Source organism: Microbispora sp. NBRC 16548, assembly GCF_030268985.1.
In the GTDB taxonomy this organism is placed as follows: domain Bacteria; phylum Actinomycetota; class Actinomycetes; order Streptosporangiales; family Streptosporangiaceae; genus Microbispora; species Microbispora catharanthi.
This window is the reverse complement of the sequence record NZ_BSSF01000004.1, coordinates 1-21,764: the sequence shown is the minus strand read 5'-3', so window position 1 is coordinate 21,764 and position 21,764 is coordinate 1. Positions and strand designations below refer to the sequence as shown.

Genomic DNA, 21,764 nt, shown 5'->3' with positions numbered 1-21,764 from the left:
CGTTAGTTCGGCATTGACCATGGAAGCGCCGACCGGAAATGGTCATTGCTCATATTCACCTCGACATGGGGAGGAGCCATGACGCCCTGGCCTCAAGTCGGCAGGACGGAACAAACTGCACAGCTAACGAACGCTCTGGACAGGCCCGCGTCGGGGCCCGTCGTCATCAGCGGCGCCCCCGGCACGGGCCGGACCTCGATGCTGCGGCTGGCGGTCACGCTCGCCGAGCGCCACGGTTATCTCGTACTGCGATTACGCCCCCGGGGGGCCGGCGCGATGGCCGCCCTGCGCGGCGTGCTCCCGCCGGGGCCGGTTCCGGCGCCCGAGGAGGCGGCGCGGACCCTGCGGACGCTCGCCGGCGGCCGGCGGTTCATGGTCGTCCTCGACGACGCCCACCTGGCGGACCACGAGACGCTCCTGACGCTCCGCGCGCTCAACCGGTCGCACACCACGGCCCTGGTGGTGAGCAGGACGGCGATCACCCGGGGCGAGGACGACCCCGCCCCCCGGCCCGATCCGACCGACTGCCTCATGTACGAGCGGGGGCTGGTGCATCTCGTGTTGCCGCCGCTGGGGCCGCGGGACGTCGCGGAGCTGTTCACGCGGCTTGTGGGAGGTCCCGTACGGCAGGCCACCGCGGCGGCGCTGCACGCGCTGACCGGCGGCGTGCCGCGGCGGCTGCACGAGCTGGCCGACGCCGGACTCGTCCGGTGCCTGGCGGAGCGGCGCGGCCGATGGGAGATGACCGAGCCGGGCCCGCTCGACCCGGCGCTGCCGCGCGAGGCGGCAGACGCGGCGGCGGCCGCGCGCCGGGCCTGGGCCTGCCTCGGCCTGGACCAGGCGGAGGAGCTGTGCCGGGTGGCGCTGTGGCAGCGGGCGGAGGCCGACGTCGCCGACGTCTGGGCGGTCGTCCTCCTGCTGCGCGGCCGCGGGAAGGAGGCCGCCGCGTTCCTGGACTCGCTCCCCCCGTCCGCCGCCGCGGACGGCGACGACGCCGAACCCGCGCGGCTCACGTTCGCTCGCGCCCTGGTCACGGCCTTCGGCCTCGGCAAGCCGTCCGAGGCGGCCGATCTGCTGCTCCTGCGGGCCCTGGCGGCCCGGCCCGACCGGGACAGCCGCCGCGACCGGCACCTGGCGCAGCGGGCCTGGATCCTGGCGGTGACCGGCGCCGCGGAGCCCGAGGCCAACCTCGACCGCGGCGACCGGGAGACGGCGCTGTTCGTGCACGCGGCGCAGGCGGCGCTCGCCGCCGACCGGCCGCAGCAGGCGGTGCTCCACCTCCGCCGGGCGCTCGCCGTGTCGGAGGGGTGCCACGTCGAGTCGGCCTGGCTTCCGGCCTACCTGCGCGGCGAGCTGACGGGTGCGCTCGCCCGCGCGGGGCGTCCGGTGTCCGCGGCGGCCGCCGACCGTGCTCAGGAGCCGGTGGCCGCGGCCGTCGCCGCGATGCTGCGCGGCGCGCGGGCGACGGCCGGCCCGGACCTCCGCGAGGCCGCCACGGCCGTGCCGAACGGCGCGGAGACGGGACGGAGCAGGACGGCGCGCACCTCCGCCCGCGACGAGGTGCCGGCACGGTGACCACGGCCGCCGGTGGTGAGCACACCACCGGCGGCCGACCCGGTGAGCACGGGAGACGAGGTGCCCGTGCGGCGGGCACGGAAGACGAGACGAGCGGGGGCCGCGGCGGCCGCCCGCTCGTCTCGTCTCACTCTCCCTCGCGCGGAGTCCTCCGCATGACGAGGATGTTGCGGTTGCGCCCGCCGACGCGGTCGTAGACGAACTCGTCGAGCCGGCCCAGCGCCAGGAGCAGGCCGTACCCGCCCTCCTCGCGGAGGGCGGGATCGGCGGCGAGCCGGGGCGCGGGGTCGTATCTCGTCGGGTCGAACGGCGGCGCGTCGTCCTCGACGCGCACCCACACCCGGTCGGTCTCCACCCCGCCCTCCAGGTCGATCACACCACCGCGGCCGCCGTAGCCGTGCTGCGCGATGTTCGTCGTGATCTCGTCGGCCGCGAGGCGCAGCCAGTACGCCTGCCGGGTGTGGAGGGTTCCGGTGCGGGCCAGCATCAGGACGAACTCGGCCACCCTTCCGGCGAACGACGCGCCGGCGTCCAGTCGGAGTCGGCACCCGATCATCAAGCCTCCGCGGACTCCCGCTCGACGGACTCCTGCATCACGACGGTACGGTCGAAGCCGGTCATCCGGATGGTCTCCGCGACCTCCTGCCGGGTGCCGACCAGCACGATCTCCGCGCCCCTCGGCAGCTTCTGGTGGGCGAACAGCAGGCAGCGGATGCCCGCCGACGACATGTACGTCACGTCGGAGACCAGCAGCACCAACCGGCGCACCTGGGCGGCGACGGCGTCGGAGATCAGCAGGTTGAGCCGGGGCGCGGACCGTCCGTCGAGCTCCCCGGAGAGCCGGATCGTCGCGGTGCCCTCGTCGATGTGCATCTTCGCGTCGAGCGTCATGCTCCTTCACTCCTCTGGTAGTCGTTCCCTCGCGACCAGGACGAGCGTGGCCCGCGGGCCGATCGAGACCCGTACCTGGTCGGCCAGCCGGGGCTCGCGTCCCGGCTCGTGGGCGTCGTGCGGCGGCGCGGCCGCCGTGTCGGCGAACAGGTGCCAGACGGTGCCCTCAGGGGGTGCGGGGAGCTCCAGGACGTGCCCCTCCCAGTAGGAGTTGGCCGCCACGTAGACGCAGTCGTATCCCCCGTCATCCCTCATGGTGGAGAACATGGCCGCGACCAGGCGGCTGTGCGGCGACCAGTCCGGCGTCCAGGCGTGCACGCCGTGCCAGCTCACCTCGGGAAGCCGCCCGTCCACCGAATGGCCGAGCGCGCCCTCCCCGCGCCGAAGGGCGGGGTGGGCGCGGCGGAACGCGATCGCGTTGCGGACGAACCGGTGCAGGTCCCGGTGCTCCCGGGCGAGATCCCAGTCGATCCACGACAGCGGCCCGTCGTGGCAGTAGGCGTTGTTGTTGCCCTGCTGAGTGCGGCCCATCTCGTCGCCGGCGAGCAGCATCGGGATCCCGTGGCTGGTCAGCAGGAGCAGCAGGGCGTTGCGCACCTGCCGGGCGCGCAGCGCCAGCACGTCCGGATCGTCCGTCGGGCCTTCGTGCCCGCAGTTCCAGGAATGGTTGGCCGAGTCCCCGTCGCGGTTCTCCTCCCCGTTGAGCTCGTTGTGCTTGCGGTTGTACGACACCAGGTCGCGCAGGGTGAAGCCGTCGTGGGAGGTGACGAAGTTCACCGAGGCGACCGGCCCCCGGGGGCCGTAGATGTCGGTGGAGCCGGTCATGCGGGCGGCCAGCTCGCCCACGGTCCCGAGGTCGCCCTTGACGAACCGCCGCACGGCGTCGCGGTAGCGCCCGTTCCACTCCGACCAGCGGCAGTACGACGGGAACGTCCCCACCTGGTAGAGGCCGGCCGCGTCCCACGCCTCCGCGATGAGCTTGCAGTCGCGCAGCACCGGGTCGTGGGCGAGCGACTCCAGCAGCGGCGGGTTCGCGAGGACCGTACCGTCGGGGGCGCGCCCGAGCACGGCCGCCAGGTCGAACCTGAACCCGTCGACGTGGAATTCCGCCGCCCAGTGGCGCAGGCAGTCGAGAACGAATTCCCGCACGACCGGGTGATTGCAGTTCACCGTGTTGCCGGTGCCGCTGAAATTGTAGTAATGGCCGTCCGGCGTGAGCATGTAATAGGTGCTGTTGTCGAGGCCGCGGAACGAAATCGACGGCCCCCGCTCGTTTCCCTCCGCCGTGTGGTTGAAAACCACGTCGAGCACGACCTCGATGCCCGCGCGGTGGAACTGCTTCACGAGGTTCTTCATCTCGTCGACCTGCATGCCGTACGGCCCGGAGGCCGCGTAGGAGGCCTTGGGGGCGAAGAACCCGACCGTGTTGTAGCCCCAGTAGTTGTGCGGCCCGCGCGGGTTGTCCAGCTCGTCGAACTCGAAGACGGGCATCAGCTCGACGCAGTTGACCCCGAGGTCCACGAGGTACGGCAACCGCTCGACCAGGCCGGCGAACGTGCCGGGGGCCCGCACCCCCGACGACGGGTGCCTGGTGAAGCCCCTGACGTGCAGCTCGTACACGATCAGGTCCTCCGGGCGTATCCCGGGCGGCCGGTCGTCCTCCCAGTCGAAGTCGTCCAGCGCGATCCGGCCCCGGTAGGGGTACACGCCGTCGCGGGGGGCGCCCCACGCCTCCCGGCCGCCGACGAGCTTGGCGTACGGGTCGAGGAGGATCGTCGCCGGGTCGAACCGGTGGCCGTCCTGGAGGCGGGACGGGCCGTCGGCGCGGTAGCCGTACTCGAGCGTCTCGACGTCCAGCCCCAGGTCGTCGAGCCCGAACACGGTCATGGCGTACACGCCGCCCCGGCGGAACGACGGCGGGAACGGCAGTTCCACGAGGGGCGCCGCCTCCCCCCGCCGGAACAGCACGAGCGTCATGGCGGTCGCGTTGTTGGAGTAGACCGAGAAGTTGACGCCGCCCGGCACCGGGGTGGCCCCGAAGGGAAGGGTCCGCCCCGCCCGGACCGGCACGCCGCCGATCCGGTGCGTCGGGTACGCGTCGACGCGGGTCTCGAGCATCGGGTCCTGCCTAACGGTCGGCCACTGAAGAGTCGGACGCAGCGGAGCCGGTCACGGAGGAGCCGGCCACGGGAAAGAGGTCGAGGAGACCGGTCGCGGCCATCACGGTCTCGATCTCGGGAGGGACGCCGGCCAGCACGACCCGCCCGTCGGCCGCGCGGTGCAGCAGGAGCAGCACCCGCAGCCCCGCGCTCGACAGATACGTCACGCCGGACATGTCCAGCAGCACCCGCCCGTCCTCCGGCAGCAACTCCATGAGCCGCCGCTGCACGCCGGGACCCGAGCGGCCGTCGAGCTCCCCGGTCAGCCCGATGACCGTCGTCCCGTCGCGTACGGATGTGTCGACCAGCACGACCGGCTCGGTCATCGGGGACTCCTTCGTCGGCTCGTTCGACGGCTTGTTCGACGGCTTGTTCATCGGGGCTGACCGGGGGGCTTGTCGGGCGGCTTATCGGGGGCCTATCGAGGAGCGAGGTGCGCGCGGACCGTGAGCGGCCGTTCTGAGTCCGGCAGCTTGACCGTGAGGCCCTCGGGGTCGAACGCGGAGTAGGGCCTGCCGTCCACCTCGACCCAGTCGAGGCGCACCATGCCGGGCGGCAGGGCGTCCGGCGCGACCCGCAGCACCCGGTCGGGGAACCCGTCGGGGGAGGGCCGGAACCACAGGCTCAGCGGTTCCCGGTCGAGGAGCAGGCGCTGGTAGACCGTCGCCAGGAAGCACAGCTCGGCCGCGTGGCACATGCTCATCGAGTGGCTGCCCTTCAGCCGCTCGGTCCCCACCAGGTAGGGCGTGCCGTCCGCCAGGACGTTGAAGTAGACGCCGCCCTCGTCGTGGTCGAGGAAGAACGCGTTGTAGAACGCGGCCGCCTCGCGCGCCCGTCCCCGGAACTCCTCCTGCCCCGTCAGCGCGGCCAGGATCTGGTAGGCCAGGATCGCCTGCTCCTGCTGCCACCAGGCCTTGCGGTCGTGCCAGACGAAGCGGTGCACCCGCCGCCCCGGCTCCAGGCTCCGCTCGACCACGTCGTACCAGCCGCCGCGGCGCAGGTCGGCGCCGAGCTCCGGCATCCGGTGGCCGATCCGCTCGGCGAGCTCGCGGTAGCGGTCCTTCGGACGGATCGACATCATCCGCATGAGGTTCCACGAGATCTTGAGGTTGTGCCCGACCACCGCCCTGTCCTGCTGCCAGTCCCACGTGCGGTCCGGGGACCAGTCGCCGTGGAACCGCTCCTGCACGAACGGGCTGTCCTCGCGCGGCATGTGCCGCACGATCAGGTCGAACGTCTCCTCCAGCATGTCGGCGTGCCGCTCGTCGCCCGTCCCGAGGAACAGGTTGATCAGATACGCCGGCGCGTGGTCGCCGACGGAGTTCCAGTTCTTGCGCGACCGGTTGGGCCCGAGCGACTCGTGGTGCGGGCTGAGCAGGATCGGGTCGATGTGGGAGTAGTAGCCGCCGCGGTCGGGATCGCGGAAGAACTTGCGGAACAGCCGCAGGGTGCCGTCGATGTCGGCGGCCACCTCCGGGTCGCCGGTCACCCGGAAGAACTGCGTGGGCCCGGCGAGGGCGTAGATCTGCTCGTACATCGGGATGGCGTCGTAGTCGTCGCCGAACTCCGAGGTGAAGAGCTTGTGCTCGACCCCGTCCCGCACGTCGATGCCGTGGTACCAGTAGACGACGTCCTCGTCGGGGTCGACGAACCGCATGTGCTCGCGCAGGTAGGCGGTGCCGCGCTCGGCCACCTCGAGGAAGTCCTCGTCGCCGGTGAGCATGTACGCCGACGACATCCCGTAGACCAGCCGGGAGATGGTGTCGGTCTCCTGCACGTGGTGGTCGGCCTTGTCGCCGCCCAGCCGCAGCACCGTGCGGTAGTCGGCGAAGTCCACCGGCCCCTCGTCCCCGAACTGGGCCCGCCGGTAGAAGCGGCCCAGCTCGCGGATCTGCCGCACCCACCAGTCGGGCTGCTCGAAGACGTGCTCGTCGGGTCTGCGGCCGACGAAGACCAGCCGCTTGGCGTCGAAGGAGGCCGGCCCGCCGTCGGGGTAGAAGATCCCGTGGGCGAACAGCCGCCGCCCCGGCGTGAGCAGCTCCCGCAGGTGACCGGACGCGTCGAGGTAGGGATCGCCGAGGTTGCGCAGGAACTCGGCCGATGTGGTCGAGGTGAGCCGCGCGGTGACCGTGCGGCCCTCCGCGGTGCGCAGGTCGACGAGCCCCTGCTCGGCGTCGTACCCGGTGATCACACCGGCCACCAGGTCGGAGTAGGTGTAGCCGCCGCGCCCGGCCGGCTCCGTGTCCCCCGACGCGGCCCGGGGGGAGGGGACGGCGGGCCGCCGGTCGCCCTCCCCCCTGTTCTCCGCTCCGCTCTCCTTCCCGACCGGCTCGTGGCGGGCCGGTAGGTGGCGGGGCACGGCGCGCCGGGGCACGACGCGCCGGGGAGCGCCGGCCGTCCTGCGCCCGCGCCGCGCCGCGATCAGCTCGATCATCATGCGGGCGAAGGCGTGGCAGTGGTCGGCCGTGCGCGCGGTCACCAGGTCTCCGTCGACCACCACGTCCTGGTCGGTGTAGACCGCTCCCATGTTGCGCACGTCGGAGATGAGGTTGTTGTGGCAGGTCACCCGGCGTCCCCGGACGACCTCCGCGATGGGCGACACCAGCCACATGCCGTGGCAGACGATCCCCTTCAGCACGTCCGGCAGCGCGAACGCGTCCCGCAGCAGGCGCACCGCGGGGGAGAGCTCCCCCGCGTTCTCGCTGTAGCGCAGCCGGTCCGACACCATGCCGGACGGGACGATGAGCGCGTCGAGCTCCCGCAGGCCCTCGGCGTCGAGGGCCTCCAGGTCGCCGTCCACGGTCAGGGGCTCGCGGAACTCGTGCCCGTGGAAGGTGAGCGACGGCTGCCCCCACAGGCGGGTGACGAACCGGGTCCGCGCCCCTTCCTCCGCGAACCTGCGCTGGTAGTAGTGCACCTCGGGCTCGACGAAGTCGCTCTCGATGAGGATGGCGACGGTGGCCCCGTCCAGCCTGTTCACCGGGTCCCTCCCGTGTCGAGGTCGACGAGGAACGGACCGGGCGCGGACAGCATCCGCTCGACGGCGCGCTCCACCTGTGCGGGTTTGTCCACCCGGACGGCCTCGACGCCCATGCTCCGGGCGAGGGCCGGGAAGTCGATCTCCGGCCGGGCGAGGTCGAAGCCGGACGGGTGCGCGTGCGGGGGGACGTCCCGCTCGCGCCAGTACTGCTCGATGTTGTCGTCGAGCAGCTGATAACGGCGGTTGTTGCAGATGACGAACCGCGCGGCCACGTTGTGCCGGGCCGCCGTCCACAGGGCCTGGATCGTGTACATGCTGCCGCCGTCCCCGGTGAATCCGACGACCTCGGCGTCCGGCCGGGCCAGCTTCGCCCCGATCGCACCCGGGATGCCGACGCCGAGCGAGCCGCCCCTGGTGAGGAAGTACGAGCCGGGGACGCGGGCGGGCAGGCGGCGGGTGAGCGCGGGCGAGGCGGTGAGCGCCTCGTCGAAGACGACCAGGCCGGCCGGGACCCGGCGGGCGATCTCGGCCGCGAAGGCGTCCATCAGCGTGTCGCCCTCCGGGGGTGGCCCCGCGAGCGCCGGGCGCACCGGCGCGGGAGGCAGGCGGTCGGCGAGGGCGGCCAGTGTGAGCTTGGGGTCGGCGCACAGCGCGACGTCCACGGGGAAGTTCTTGGCGATCTCGTAGTCGTCGAGGTCGACGTGGACGATCCGCGCATCCTCCCTGAACGGGCTGACCAGGTGGGGGAAGACCTCGGGGAACACGTACGTCCCCACGATCAGCACGGCGTCGGCGTCGCGGACCGCCGCGGCGCTGACGTGGCCGAACATGTGCCCGAGCTGCCCCCGGTAGAGCGGATGCGCGGTGTCGATGTTGACCTCGGACGAGTCGACCCCCCAGACCGGGGCGCCGAGCCGCTCGGCCACGAGCGCCAGCTCCTCCTGGGCGCCGGAGACCGCGACGCCGTCGCCCATGAGGATCACCGGTGACCGCGCGTCCCGCAGCACCCGGGCCGCCCGGTCGAGGTCGTACGGGGCCGGCGTCACCGCGCGGCTCGGCACGGTGCTCGGCACCGCCGGCTCGGCGGTCTGCGCGTCGAGGACGTCCATCGGCAGCGCCACGAAGACGGGGCCCCGCGGCGGCGTCATCGCCGTCTTGACGGCCCGGCGCAGCACCCGCAGCACCGAACCGGGGTGCGTGACCCGGGTGGCGTACTTCGTCACCGGCCGCGCCATCGCCACGAGGTCGGCGGCCATCTGGGCGTCCATGCTCTCGTACTGGACGCCCGCCTCGCCCGCGACGACGACGAGGGGCGAGTGGCCGCGCATGGCCTGGTACAGCATGCCGACCGCGTTGCCCAGCCCCACGCCGGCGTGGAGCTGGACGAGCGCGGGCCCCGCCGTGGCGCGGGCGTAGCCGTCCGCGATGGCCACCGCGACGGTCTCCTGCAGGGCCAGGACGTACTCCATGTCCGCGCGCTGTTCGAGTACATCGAGGAAGCCCTGCTCAACGGTGCCGGGATTGCCGAAGACGAGCCTGATCCCGTCCGCCGCGAACTGCTCGAACATCGCGACCTTGCCCGGTCTCGAAGCCACGTCGGATCACCAGCCGTACCGGCGCAGCCCGGTCTCGAGGACGTCCACCAGCTTCTCCCCCGACAGGAACGAGTCGGGCGTGGACCTGGCGGTGATGAACGGGTAGTCGACGATGACGGAGGTCTCCCTGCCGACGTTGCCGTGGTAGCGGCCGTCGGGGCCGGTCGCGTCGCGCAGGATGTACTCCAGCGGGTACGGCGGCGGGCCCATGTTGAAGTCCACACCGAGGAAGCCGGTGCCGTCCTTGTAGTCGTACTCCTTGCAGTGGCCGGTGACGTGCTTGCCCCAGATGATGCTCTCCCGGGTCTCCCAGTCGCGGGCGAAGGCCAGGCAGGCGATGCCGTAGCACTCGGCCAGGATCGGCTTGTCCGCCCGGAGGAACGCGAGGATCAGGTCGTGCACGCGGCCGCTGTTGGCGAGGTCGACGATCGGGCCGCTGCCGCCCACGATCACCAGCGCGTCGTACTGCTCGATGTCGGCGTCGACCTCGCCCAGGGCGCGGTAGTACGCCTCCAACTTGCGGAGGTGGTCGGGCTCGCTGTCGTACGGCCGCTCGGGAATCCACGCGCTCAGGCTCAGCGGGGCGTCCAGCCGGTTCGACTCGTCGAGGTCCCTGGCCGCGACGGCCACCTCCGGCGTGGTGACCGAGCGGCCGAGCGGCGGGTCGATGTAGCCGGGGTCGAGGCTCGGCGGGAGGGCCCGGGGCCGCTTCCCCGTCGGCGTGGCGAAAACGGTCTCATATCCTTCCCGGTCGAAAGCGGTGACCGGGCCGAGCAATTCCTCCCCCCAGTAGCCGTACTCGGAAAGGAGAACGAGAATTCTTTTCGACATCTTGATTGCTCTCCAATCTACGTGCGGTCGTGATGAATTCCGTCAGCCAGAAGTCAAGGCGACGCGGATGCGACGGACAAGGAAAACGGCGGGGGCCGCGCCTACTTCTTGAAGTCGGCGGCGGCACTCCGTCAGGTGCGCAGCCCGGCCAGCAGATTCGCGACGTCGTGCAGCGCGACCGTGAAAGGGTGCTCGGGAAAGGCGGCCGCGAACAGCCCGGTGTGGTCGCCCCTGGCCAGCTCCGCGGCCCAGGGCAGCGCGCCGGCCATGGGGGATTCGTACCGGCGCAGCGCGATGCCGGTGAGCGCGGTGTTCGTCATCCCGGGCGGGACCATCGTGAACAGCACGAGGGCGAAGGGCACGCTGAGCCGTCTCGATATGGTGGCCATCAGCGGGCCGCCGGACAGACCGCGCGTGTCGGGGCGGGCCGCCGTCAGGCAGACGTCCGCGATGGCAAGGGCGTGCACGGCCTCGTGGTTGACCCCGGAATGCGTGTCCACGAGGACGGCGTCGAGGTCGAGCGCCACGGCCATCTGCCGGATGCCCTCGTGCAGCAGTCCCGTGTCGTACTGGCCCGCGAGGGCGGGCCGGGCTATCGCCCCCATGTCCACCACGCCGGGGGCGAGGTGCAGCGCGCCGCGGCCGCCGCCGAGACCGGCGAGCGGGCCGAGGTCGTACAGGATGTCGTCGAGCCCGCACTCGCCCACCAGGTAGCCGGTGATGCCGCGGCGCAGCTGCCCGTCGGGGACGCCGCAGGCGAGATGGAGGCCGGGCGCCTGCAGGCCGGCGTCGACGAGGCCGACCCGCAGTCCCAGCCGGGCGAGCAGATAGCCCAGGTTGGCGACGGCCGTGGTCTTGCCGACCCCGCCACCCCACGAGTGGACCGTCACGATCATCGGCATGCGCCGTCACCGGCCGGCGAGCCGGCGCAGGGCCAGCATCGTGATGTCGTCGTACTGCTCGCCGTCGCGCAGATGGGCCCGTACGTCGGCCTCCACGCGCTCCAGCAGCCCCAGTGAGGTGCCGGCCAGGCCGCGGACCAGGGCCGACAGGCGGTCCTCCCCGTAGAACTCGCCTTCGGGGTCCCGGCTGTCCGTCACCCCGTCGGTGTAGGCGAGCAGCACGTCGCCGGGGTCGAGCCGCACCTCGGCGAGGCGGAACTCCGAGTCGGGGTGCAGCCCCACGGCCGGTCCGGTCACCTGCAGCCGCTCCAGGCGGCCGCCCGCCCGCCTGAGGAGGGGCGGATTGTGGCCGCCGTTGGCGTACAGCAGGCAGCCGGACTCCGGGTCGAGCACCCCGAAGAAGACGGTCGCGAAGTACCCCTGGTGGTTGCTCGTCATGTAGCGGTTGGTCCCCGTCATGGCCTGCAGCAGGGGCGCCGCCCCCGGCACGAGCGCGGGGGACTCCTGCCGGACGTCCCGGGCGAGCGCTTCGAGCGGCGGCAGGCCGTCGAAGAGGTTCCACTGCCCGGCGTGCTCGGCCGTGTGCCGCAGCAGCGTGCGGATCAGGGCCATGAACAGCGCCGCCCCGACCCCCTTGTCGCACACGTCCGCCACCACGATGGACAGGCGGCGTCCCTGCAGCAGGGGGAACGCGTCGTAGAAGTCGCCGGCCACCGCGCGGGCCGGGCGGAAGCGTACGTCGATCTCCCAGCCCGGCGCGCACGGAAGGTCGGAGGGCAGGAACCCCTCCTGGATCTCCTGGGCGATGCGCAGCTCGCGCTCGTACTGGCGGAGGGAGACGGCCAGGGCCGCCTCCTCCGCCACGCGAGCCAGCCGGTGCCGCTCCACGTCGCACATCAGCTGGGTCCTGATGAGCGAGCCGCGGTACGGCGGGACGAGGTAGTGGTAACCGTGCTTGACGCAGGCCTCCAGGTCGGCCAGCTCCCCGTCCAGGTAGACCATCACCGCCGTGTGCCGCGCCTGGTGCCGCCCGGACGGGTCGCCCTCCGGCGCCGGGGGGACGAGGAGGTCCCCGTTCCCCCGGCGCAGGAGCATTCCGTACCGGCCGACGCGGTCCGCGCCCAGTGAGGACGGGAGCAGGAGCAGGTCGGGCGGGTCGGGTCCGGTGAGGTGCTTGACGACCTCGTCCGGCAGGGCGTGGACGACCCGCATCCTCGCGGCCCGCAGCGCCTCGTCGAGGTCGTGCCCGTCCTCCTGGGACGTCTCGAGGGACGTTCTGTCGCGCAGGACGAGCACCGCCGACAGCTCGGCCATCGGACTATCCCTCCGGCGGCGGAAGGGGAAGGGCGGAGGGGGCGGGCCGGGGAGAGACGACCGTGTCCTCGGGCGCCGCCACCGCCTCGGGGGCGACGGCCCCGGCGGGCCGCCGGCGCGGTTTGCTCCAGCGCCGCATCGCCGGCACCTCGACGAAGCGGTAGAGCAGCCAGGACAGCGCGATGGTCACGGCGAGGGCGGCGAGCAGCATGCCGAGCGCGGGCAGGGTGTCCCACTGCCGCTTCGCGCCCACCGCCATGTGTCCGAAGCGGAGCACGAGCCGGTGCCACAGGTAGAAGGCGAACGAGATGTCCCCCAGCCACACCATCACCGGAAGGCGCAGCAGCGATCTGGTGCCTCTGACGTCGGCCATGGCGGCGGCCGGGATCACCAGGGCCATCGGGATCGCGGTGACGGCCACCATCCGGTAGACGACCGGGACCACGCCGGCGGCCAGGAAGCCCACCACCAGCAGCGCGAACGCCGGGCCGAGCCGGAGCCCTATCCACTTGCCGCTGAGGACGATGCGCGCCATGACCATGCCGAGCACGAAGTCGAGCGCGCGCACCGGCGGGGCGGTGTAGGCCAGCCAGAACTCCCACTGCGACACGTTGTGCCATGGGATGCTCGGGCCGCCGGTGGGCAGGGGCAGCCGGGCGACGACGGTGGGCACGGCCCACATCAGGGCGAGCAGCCCGCCGGCCAGCCACCACAGCCGTTCCGGCCTGATCCGGTTGATCCGCGTCAGCAGGAACGGGAACAGCAGGTAGAACGCCGCCTCGCAGGACAGCGACCAGGAGACGGAGTTCACGCTGAGCATGACCGACAGGTTCGGGGTCCACGCCTGCAGCAGGAACAGGTTGAGCAGCGCGGGCCCGGCCTGGGGCGGCGTCACGAGCCAGGTCAGCAGCAGCGCCGCGACCAGGAACGTGACGAAGTGGTTCGGGTAGACCTTGAAGAACCGGCGGCGCCAGAACCGTCCCGGCGTGTCACCGGCCCTGGCGGACCAGGTGAGGACGAACCCGCTCAGGATGAAGAAGAATCCGACGCCCGTGGGCCCGCCCTGACCGAGGATGGCCGCGTACACGTCCTGCGCGGCGGGGTCGGCGAACACGTGCTCGAACTGGGCGTGAAAGAAGAAGATCATGCCGGCGGCGATGATCCGCATACCGGTCAGCGACGGCAGCCGCGTGGTCGACACGGCCGTGCCGGTGGTTTCCATTGGATCTCCTCAACTCACTCACGGAGAAGAGATGTGGGCGGCGTTGCGACGGACGTAGTCCGCCAGCCCGCGCGCCCCGAGGTTGGGAGGGGCCCACAGCACCAGGCGGTCGACGCCCAGGCGCCGGTAGGCCTCGACGATGTCCTTGTCGATCCCGCCCCTGGGCGGGGACACCGTGATCGACAGAGGACCGAGCCGGGCCGGCCGCTCCACCGTCCGCGCGATGTCGCGCAGGCGCATGAGCAGGGCCTCGAGGTGCGCGGGCGGCAGGCCGAAGGCGAACCACCCGTGGGCGTGCGTGATCGCGAGGCGCAGCGCCTTGTCGCTGTGGCCGCCCGCGACCAGCGGCAGGTCGGCCTGCACCGGCCGGGGGAAGGACTCCACGCCACTGAAGTCGACGTGGGCGCCGTGGTAGGCCACCGGCGGCTCGTCGTACCACAGGGCGCGCATGGCCTCGAGATGCTCGCGGCCGCGGTCGGCGCGGCCCCTGAAGGCCACCCCGACCGCGTCCGCCTGGGCCCTGATGTAGCCCATGCCGAAACCGAGCGTGAACCGCCCGCCCGACAGCCGGTCGAGCGTCGCCACCTGCTTGGCCGTGATCACGGGATTGCGCAGCGGCAGCAGCATGACGCCGGTGCACAGCCGGATCGTGCTGGTCAGCGCGGCCAGATGGGACAGCGTGATCAGCGGGTCGTTGAGGACGTACCCGGGGTGGAACCATCCGCCCGGAGGCGGGGGCACCGGCATCACCGGGTGCTCCCCCATCCACAGCGAGTCGTAGCCGGCGTCCTCGGCGAGCCGGGCGATGTCCCGCATGTCGGCGGGGTCCTCCACGGTCTCGCCGCCGTTGAGGGCGAACAGGCCGATGGCGGGCGGTGCGGTCTCCGCACGTGCGATTTCGGTGGTGAGCGGCATTTTCTAGTCCTGGTCGGCCCGCAGCCAGTCGGCGACACGCTCGCCGATCATGATGCAGGTGAGGTTGGTGTTGACTCGGATGGTGACGGGGATGACGGACGCGTCCGCCACGACGAGGCCCTCGACGCCCCGCACGCGGCAGCGCTCGTCCACCACCGCACCCGGGTCCCCGTCGGGTCCCATGCGGGCCGTGCCCATCGGGTGGCAGTGGTTGTCGACGGTGGCGCGCATGAACTCGTCCAGCGCCTCGTCGGACTCGATGACCTCCGGCGACGGCACCATGTCGCCCATCGCGAACGGCCGGAAGTACGGGGTCTCGGCGATGCGCCGGGCGAGGCGGATGCCCTCCCGCATGCGGCGCAGGTCCTCGGGGTGGTCGAAGAAGTTGTAGACGATCTTCGGTGCGGCCGCGGGGTCGGTCGACTCGACCGTCACCCGGCCGACCGAGAACGGCCGTTCGACCCCCGTCGAGATCATGAAGACCTTGTCGGTGCCGATCTGCTCGCGCAGGTCGGCGGCGAACCCGTTCAGGTCGACGTGACTGAAGACGTAGATCTGCATGTCGTCGGTCTCGCCGGAGCCGGGGTAGGTCCCCTGCAGCATCATCTGCACGACCGGCAGCGACTCGTCGTACACGCCGGGCCGCGGGCGGAAGGTCACCAGGCAGGTGGGGTGGTCCTTCAGGTTCTCGCCCACGCCCGGCAGGTCGGCGACCACGGGGACGCCGAGCCGTCCGAGGGCCTGGGCGTCCCCGATCCCCGACCGCATGAGGATGGCCGGCGTGCCGATCGCGCCCGCGCTGAGCACGATACGGTCGCCCCGGACGACCTCCTCGCCCCGCTCGCCGCGGACGACGACGCCGACGGCGCGGCCGTCCTCCACGAGGATCCTGTCGACCAGCGTCTCCGGCCTGATCTCCAGGTTGCCGCGCTCGCGCGCCGGCCCGAGGTAGGCGATGGCCGTGGAGATCCGCAGCCCGTCCACCTGGTTGGTGGCCAGCGGGCCGACCCCGGCGCCGTCCGGCGCGTTGTGGTCCTCGGTCTCCGGGAAGCCGAGCGACTTGCACGCCTCCCGCAGGGCCACCTGCAGCGGGCCGAGCTGCTCGTCCCGCCACCGCCAGACCGGGATGGGCCCGCCCTTCCCGTGGTCGGGCGGGCCGAAGTCGCGGTCGTCCTCCAGCCGGTTGAAGTAGGGCAGGACCTCCTCCCACGTCCAGCCGCCCACGCCGAGGGAGGACCACTCCTCGAAGTCGACGGGTCGCGGCCGTACGGCCAGCGAGGTGTTGATGGCCGAGCAGCCGCCCACGACCTTGCCGCGGGCCAGCGGGATCTCCCGCCCGGGCACCGCCTCGGCCCGGAAGCCCCAGTCGTGGTCGATGAACGACGGGTAGAGGCCGTTGCGGAGGTCCTCCGGCATGGTCTCGACGTCGGGGAAATCGGGGCCGGCCTCCAGCAGCAGGACACGGCGGTCCGGGTCTTCGGAGAGCCGGGCGGCCACGACCGCCCCGGCCGACCCGGCCCCGATGATGATGTCGGTGTACATGAGGGCAACTCCTGAGTCCGGTCGCGTCACCGGGCGCGGAACCGTCCGGTCCACCACCGGTTCGGTATGGTCACCACGGAGGCCAGCGCCGCGAGCGCGATGAGGTAGACGAGACTCGCCGCGAACGCCCTGCCGTAGGCGGCGGGGGAGACGCTCGCGCCGTTGAGGGTGCCGAAGAAGATGATCCCGATGATCGCGACGCCGAGAGCGCCGGCCATCTGCTGAACCGTGGACAGCACGCCCGAGGCCGACCCGGCGTACTCCGGCTCCACGCCGAGCAGCACCTGGGACAGCAGCGGGGCGCCGACCATGCCGATCCCAGCGCCGGCCACGGCCATCAGCACCTCGTACAGCGGCAGGTTCACCCCGGCGCCGGCGTCGCGGGTGATCAGCGCGAGGCAGACCTCCCCGGCGACGATCAGGATCGCGCCGACGGTGAGCGTGCGGCGGCCGAGCCTGCGGATGAACTTCGCCGCGTTCATGGAGGTGGCGAAGAACGCCACGCCCATGGGCAGGAAGACCATCCCCGCCCTGAGCGGGGAGTAGCGCAGGCCGTCCTGCACATACAGCGCGATCACGAGCATGAACGAGGCCATGCCGCCGTACACGGCGAGCACGGTGGTCAGGCCGGTCACGAACGACCGGGAACGGAACAGGGACGGCTCGACCAGGGGCGTGCCGCCCGCCCGGGACAGGCGCACCTGCTGCCACGTGAACAGCGCGAACACCACGACGCTCGCCGCCAGGGAGACGAACGTCCAGGCGGGCCAGCCCTCCTGCCGGCCCTCCACCAAGGGCACGAGCAGCAGCAGGACGGCGGGGAACACGATGGCCACACCGACCAGGTCGAGACCGCGCGCGCTCTCGGAACGCGACTCGGGGACCAGGCGCGGCAGCAGGAGCAACGTGACCAGGCCGATGGGCAGGTTCACCAGGAAGCAGGCGCGCCAGCCCAGCCCGAGCACGTCGGAGGCGATCAGCAGGCCGCCGATCACCTGCCCGCCGACCGTGGCGAGGCCGAGGGCGGCGCCGTACCCGGCGAACGCCCGCGGCCGGTCGTCACCGGTGTACGTGACGTTGATGATGGACAGGACCTGCGGGAACATGAGCGCGGCCGCCATGCCCTGCAGGGCCCGGGAGACCACCAGCATCTCCGCGCTCACCGCCAGGCCGCACAGGGCCGAGGCGACGGTGAACGCCGTGAGGCCGATGGCGAACACCCTGCGCCTGCCGTACAGGTCGCCGAGGCGTCCGCCGGTGATCAGGCCCGAGGCGTACGCGACGCCGTAGCCGGCGACGACGAACTGGATCTGCGCGTCGCTGGCGCTCAGCTCCGCCTGGGCCGACGGAATGGCGACGTTCACGATGAAGAAATCCAGAATTGTCATGAACGTGCCGACGAGAATGACAGGGAGCGCGAACCACCGAGTGCGGTCGTGCGTTTCTCCGATGCTCGCGGGGACCGATCCGGTGACGCTGCTCATGCCGTCACCTCACAGCGGTCCGCGGCGTTTGCCGGAGGCACGATTTCGATCGCCTTGCTAAACGCGCAGCGCCCGGTCATTCGCTCGCTTCGCTTGCTCATCTTCCTCTCCTAGGGCGTTGCGAACGGGGGGATTCCGATAAAGCTTTTCCGGCGGCGGCCGCATGCTCCAGAATCGACCTGTGCTGGTATCGCGAGTACCACCGTCAGGCGCGGTCCCGGTATCCCTCGCTCACTTCGACGATCACGCCGTCGGGGTCGCGCAGCCACACGCTGCGCCAGCCGTGGATGTGGGCGGAGAAATCGAGAGGGCCCAGGGTGATCTCGGCCTGCCCCTCGATGCGGCGCAGGAAGCCGTCGAGGTCGTCGGTCTGGAAGGCGATGTGCCTGACCGTGCCGGCGACCGGATGGCCGTCAGCGCCGGGGGTCTCCCCTGCGGGCGGGCGGGCCTGCCCGAACAGCTCCAGGTAGGCGTCGCCCAGCCGCAGGAAGACGATGCGCAGGTCGCCGAGGTCGAACTCGTTCACCCTGCGGGCGCCGAACCAGGTCGTGTAGAACTTCTCGGTGGTGTCGAGGTCGCCGCAGTTCAGGGCGGCGTGTGACCAGCGCACGCCGACCCCTCAGACCACGGTGCGGGTGCCGTCGGGGTTGACCGGCGACCACCACATGTTGAACGCCGTGCTGCCGTCGCCGAAGATGGCGCCGCGCCCCTCGACGACCCGGCCGTTCTCCCACTTCAGCAGGTGCAGGCCCTCGATCTCCAGGCGGTCGAACGGAGACGTGCTGTCGGAGGAGGCGTGGCCGCGGGTGGCGTAGGTGCGGTTGACGTCGACCGAGTAGCCGTCGACGTCGTTGACCAGCACGGTGACGGGGTCCATGGTGAAGGTGCCGCCGGAGACCTCGTGCACCTTGTTGATGAAGGCGACGAAGGCCTCCAGGCCCTCGTGCCAGCCCGCGTACGGGTGGTGGCCGGGGGTCAGGAACCGGACCGCCGGGTCCCAGTACTGCTCGGCCTTGGCCAGGTCGCCCGACATGAGGGCGTCGTAGGCCTCGTACACGCGTGCGGCGGTGAGCTCGCTCATGCTTGCGCTCCTTACTGCTCTGGTTGCTGGGGTTGCGGACGAATGTCGCCGGAGGGCTAGAGGGAGGCCGACCCGGGCATCGGGGCGAGGTCCTCGACCACGTAGGTGAGGATCCTGGGAGCGCCGTCCTCGGACGTGACGGACCACGTCTGCGTGGCGTCGAAGCCGAGCCAGGCGCTCTTGGGCGAGGGCGCGTCCCAGATCGTGGCCTGCCAGTTGACGACGACCCGCACGTCCGCCCGGCCCGGCCCGGTCGGGGTCACGTCGACGGACTTCAGCTCGTGGATCTCGTCGAAGAACCGGTGCGTCACGGTGTCGTACCACTTGCGGAAGTCCTCGAGGCCGTTCAGCGTGCCCTCGGGGAATTCCATGACCAGACCCTCGGTGGCGAGAAAAGGAATCACCTTTTCCACGGGGTCGTGCCGGTCCAGCGCGTCGTACCATTCCTGTACGAGCCGGCGCACTTCTGCCTCGGTCACCGCGCACTCCTTTCTCGGAATCCGTTTCACGCGGTTGTTCCGAGTTAACGAAGGCGGCGCCCGGCGGGGCAAGGAAACGCAGAGAGAAGAGAACTACTCCGCCAACTGCACGCAATGTCAGCCGTTTCACGCCGGCCGTGTGCGGGATCGTGACGGGCGACCCGCGGGCGGTCCCACCGGCGCACCGACCGGAACGGAGGCATGCGCGGGAACAGCGGCGGCGTGCACGGGGAACGGAGCGGCGGCGTGCGCGAGCCGGCGGTCCGGGTGGAGGCGGGACCGCCCGCGCCGATGCCGAAGAGTGGACGAACAGCGGGGAAGCTCATGACGATCGAGGGCTCAAGCATCGCGCCCAGACTCTCTGGGGCGACGCCGAGCCCTCGATGCGACGGAACGGGCAACGCTTGGGGTGGACGTCCCGCTTGAGGTCAACGCCAGGCGTTCCGCCCACCGGCGTCACGCCGGATTCATCGGCCGGATTCCTCGACCTCGACGCCGCTGTCGGCTCGGGCCGGCAGGAGCACGGCGGTGACGACCACAGCCAAAGACAGCACCGCGCCGATGACGAAGGCCAGCCGCATGCCGTCGAGGTTGGCGAGCGCCTCTGCGACTCCCGCGGATTTCAGGGCATCGGCTCGCGCGCTCATCACGGTGATCACGAGCGCGGTGCCGAAGGCCGCGGCGACCTGCTGCAGAGTGCTCAGGATCGAGCTGCCGTGGGAGTAGAGCTGCGGGGGAACCGCTCCGAGCCCGAGAGTGAACACCGGGGTGAAGGTCGCGGCCAGACTCACCATCAACAGCGCGTGCAGACCCAGGAGCTGCCAGTACGGCATGGTCATGGTGACCTGGGTGAGGCCGGCGAGCGCGAGCGCGATTCCGATCGCGCCGGGAATGACCAGAACCCGGCCGCCGAACCGGTCGAACAGGCGGCCCACGGCCGGACCGAGCAGCCCCATCGCGAGACCGCCCGGCATCACGAGGAGTCCGGTCTCCAGGGGGCTGAGCTCGCGGACGTTCTGCAGGTACAGCGGCAGCAGAATCATCGAGCCGAGCATCGCCATGAAGGCGACCGACATCAGGACCAGCGCGACCGTATAGGTGCGGTGGCGCAGGGTGCGCAGGTCCATCAGCGGCACGCCACGCTTCTGCAACGACAGCTGGCGGACGACGAAGACGACGATGGCGGCCAGGCCCACTGCCACGATCGTGGCGGCCACGCGGACGTCACCGCCCTCGAACCGGCTGAGCCCGTAGACCAGGCCGCCGAAGCCGGCGGCGGCGGTCACCACGCTCAACCAGTCGATCGCACTGGCCTGGGTCTCTCCGACGTTCTCGAGCTGCTTCAGGCCGCGCCACGTGATCAGCGCGGCGATGGGGAGCACCACGGCGAACAGCAGCCGCCAGGACCCGAATTGAAGGATCAGGCCCGAGACCGTCGGACCCATCGCGGGCGCGACCGAGATGGCCAGGCTGACGTTGCCCATCACGCGGCCCCGTTCCGCCTCCGGCACCACCTGCATCAACGTGGTCATCAGCAGCGGCATCATCACGGCCGTCCCGGACGCCTGGATGATGCGGGCGCCCAGCAGCACCTCGAACGACGGCGCGGCGGCGGCCAACGCCGTGCCGACCAGGAACAAACCCATCGCCGTGGCGTACGCGCGACGGGTGGACACCCTCTGCAGGAACCATCCGGTGATCGGGATGACGGCGGCCATGGTCAGCATGAAGGCGGTCGAGAGCCACTGCGCGGTCTGCTCGGTGATGTGCAGAGCGCCCATCAGCCGCGGGATCGCGTTGATCATGATCGTCTCGTTGAGGATGACCACGAACGTGGCGAGCACCAGCAGCCGGATCACGGCCGGGGTGCGCCTTGAGACGGCGGTAGCGGGTTCGGCAGGCGAATCAAGCTGTGCGATGGACACGGCACCTCGATCAGGGGTTGTCGGGTAACGACCTGGTCCCGGCTGGCGTCCCAACCTGGATTCGTGGTTCATGGCAAGCCTGACAGGCACCACCGACAAAACTCATCGCCCATGCCGGAATTCCGGCAAGCGACGCGGAACGGTCACCCGGTTTTCACCGCCATCGAAGGCGATCTCCGGCCACGTCCACGGAGGCGCCGGGCCTCCCATCTCCCGGGCGTCCGTGCCCGGTCCACACACTCCAGCGCTGTCCTCCCGCCACGATCGGCGTGGCCTACGGCTGCACATGACTGGAACGAGCAACGGCGCCTGAACCTAGCAAATCCGCTGGTCAGACGCCGTTTTGGCTGGTCGAGCGGAGAGCGTGGTGTTCTGGTTCAGGACATAGGAAACGGGTGTCTCGAGACATAGGAAACCCCGGCGGAGCATCTCTCCGGAGATAGGAAACACGGAGAGTTAGGACCTGCGGGCGGCCGACAGTCAGCCCGTGTCAAAGGCCAGACTCATCATCACGGCGGTCGTCGTCGAGGGCCGCTCACAGGCAGAGGTCGCCCGCTCCTACGGCGTCTCCAAAGGCTGGGTGTCCAAGCTCGTTGCCCGCTACCGGCAGCAGGGCGAGGACGCCTACGAACCCCGATCCAGACGACCCAACACCTCACCGACCGCGATCGACGCCGCCACCGTCGAACTGATCCTCCGCCTGCGCAAGGACCTGTCCGGCCAGGGCCTGGACGCCGGGCCGGACACCATCGCCTGGCATCTGCACCAGCATCACCAGGTCACCGTGTCCCGGGCGACGATCAGCCGCTACCTCATGCGGGCCGGTCTGGTCACCCCCGAGCCGAACAAACGACCACGCTCCTCCTACA

19 protein-coding genes are annotated in these 21,764 nt (G+C 71.3%); 2 read left to right on the top strand and 17 right to left on the bottom strand.

Annotation, left to right across the window (positions count from 1 at the left end):
* Positions 1-78: 78 nt before the first annotated feature.
* Positions 79-1,575, top strand: coding sequence for an ATP-binding protein (locus QSK36_RS11200; protein ID WP_352240084.1), 1,497 nt, complete (start codon positions 79-81; stop codon positions 1,573-1,575).
* Positions 1,576-1,702: 127 nt separating this feature from the next.
* Here the strand turns inward: QSK36_RS11200 and QSK36_RS11195 are convergent, their stop codons facing one another.
* The 17 genes from QSK36_RS11195 to QSK36_RS11115 all read right to left on the bottom strand — a co-directional run bounded on the left by QSK36_RS11195 (position 1,703) and on the right by QSK36_RS11115 (position 20,829).
* Positions 1,703-2,131: an ATP-binding protein gene (locus QSK36_RS11195; protein WP_285782330.1), complete on the bottom strand. Its 429-nt coding sequence runs from the start codon at positions 2,129-2,131 to the stop codon at positions 1,703-1,705.
* The gene (locus QSK36_RS11190; RefSeq protein ID WP_139579837.1) at positions 2,131-2,466 is read right to left on the bottom strand and encodes an anti-sigma factor antagonist; all 336 of its coding nucleotides are present in this window, start codon (positions 2,464-2,466) and stop codon (positions 2,131-2,133) included. The genes QSK36_RS11195 and QSK36_RS11190 overlap by 1 nt, the downstream gene beginning before the upstream one ends.
* Positions 2,467-2,472: 6 nt before the next feature.
* Entirely contained in the window at positions 2,473-4,584 is a 2,112-nt protein-coding gene (gene glgX, locus QSK36_RS11185; RefSeq protein ID WP_285782329.1) for a glycogen debranching protein GlgX, read from the bottom strand.
* Positions 4,585-4,594: 10 nt separating this feature from the next.
* Entirely contained in the window at positions 4,595-4,951 is a 357-nt protein-coding gene (locus QSK36_RS11180; RefSeq protein ID WP_285782328.1) for an STAS domain-containing protein, read from the bottom strand.
* A gap of 92 nt (positions 4,952-5,043) precedes the next feature.
* Complete coding sequence (locus QSK36_RS11175; protein ID WP_285782327.1) at positions 5,044-7,605, bottom strand: DJ-1/PfpI family protein; 2,562 nt, start codon at positions 7,603-7,605, stop codon at positions 5,044-5,046.
* The gene (locus QSK36_RS11170) at positions 7,602-9,200 is read right to left on the bottom strand and encodes a thiamine pyrophosphate-binding protein (protein WP_183537932.1); all 1,599 of its coding nucleotides are present in this window, start codon (positions 9,198-9,200) and stop codon (positions 7,602-7,604) included. Before QSK36_RS11170 ends, QSK36_RS11175 begins: the two co-directional genes overlap by 4 nt.
* Positions 9,201-9,206: 6 nt before the next feature.
* On the bottom strand, positions 9,207-10,031 hold the full coding sequence (locus QSK36_RS11165) for a type 1 glutamine amidotransferase domain-containing protein (RefSeq protein WP_041952867.1): 825 nt from the start codon (positions 10,029-10,031) through the stop codon (positions 9,207-9,209).
* A 131-nt stretch (positions 10,032-10,162) separates the two neighbouring features.
* Positions 10,163-10,933 carry a MinD/ParA family ATP-binding protein gene (locus QSK36_RS11160; RefSeq protein WP_081964603.1) on the bottom strand — a complete coding sequence of 257 codons (771 nt, stop codon included), beginning with the start codon at positions 10,931-10,933 and terminating at the stop codon, positions 10,163-10,165.
* A 6-nt stretch (positions 10,934-10,939) separates the two neighbouring features.
* Complete coding sequence (locus QSK36_RS11155; RefSeq protein WP_285782326.1) at positions 10,940-12,247, bottom strand: PP2C family protein-serine/threonine phosphatase; 1,308 nt, start codon at positions 12,245-12,247, stop codon at positions 10,940-10,942.
* A gap of 4 nt (positions 12,248-12,251) precedes the next feature.
* Entirely contained in the window at positions 12,252-13,469 is a 1,218-nt protein-coding gene (locus QSK36_RS11150) for an acyltransferase family protein (RefSeq protein ID WP_183537934.1), read from the bottom strand.
* Positions 13,470-13,487: 18 nt separating this feature from the next.
* The gene (locus tag QSK36_RS11145) at positions 13,488-14,384 is read right to left on the bottom strand and encodes a TIGR03619 family F420-dependent LLM class oxidoreductase (protein ID WP_285782325.1); all 897 of its coding nucleotides are present in this window, start codon (positions 14,382-14,384) and stop codon (positions 13,488-13,490) included.
* Positions 14,385-14,387: 3 nt separating this feature from the next.
* Complete coding sequence (mftG, locus tag QSK36_RS11140; RefSeq protein WP_183537935.1) at positions 14,388-15,926, bottom strand: mycofactocin dehydrogenase MftG; 1,539 nt, start codon at positions 15,924-15,926, stop codon at positions 14,388-14,390.
* Between the two features lie 26 nt (positions 15,927-15,952).
* Entirely contained in the window at positions 15,953-17,410 is a 1,458-nt protein-coding gene (locus QSK36_RS11135; RefSeq protein ID WP_067284637.1) for an MFS transporter, read from the bottom strand.
* Between the two features lie 205 nt (positions 17,411-17,615).
* A complete protein-coding gene (locus QSK36_RS11130; RefSeq protein WP_285782324.1) occupies positions 17,616-18,020 on the bottom strand; it encodes a VOC family protein in 405 nt (134 codons plus the stop codon).
* 9 nt (positions 18,021-18,029) lie between these two features.
* On the bottom strand, positions 18,030-18,491 hold the full coding sequence (locus tag QSK36_RS11125; protein ID WP_183537937.1) for a nuclear transport factor 2 family protein: 462 nt from the start codon (positions 18,489-18,491) through the stop codon (positions 18,030-18,032).
* A gap of 56 nt (positions 18,492-18,547) precedes the next feature.
* Positions 18,548-18,970, bottom strand: a complete 423-nt coding sequence (locus QSK36_RS11120; RefSeq protein WP_285782323.1) for a nuclear transport factor 2 family protein — start codon at positions 18,968-18,970, stop codon at positions 18,548-18,550.
* Between the two features lie 467 nt (positions 18,971-19,437).
* Positions 19,438-20,829, bottom strand: a complete 1,392-nt coding sequence (locus QSK36_RS11115) for an MDR family MFS transporter (RefSeq protein WP_285782322.1) — start codon at positions 20,827-20,829, stop codon at positions 19,438-19,440.
* A 553-nt stretch (positions 20,830-21,382) separates the two neighbouring features.
* Between QSK36_RS11115 and QSK36_RS11110 the strand changes: the two genes are divergently transcribed.
* Positions 21,383-21,764: helix-turn-helix domain-containing protein (locus QSK36_RS11110; RefSeq protein WP_285782321.1), on the top strand; the 382-nt coding region annotated here is incomplete at its 3' end.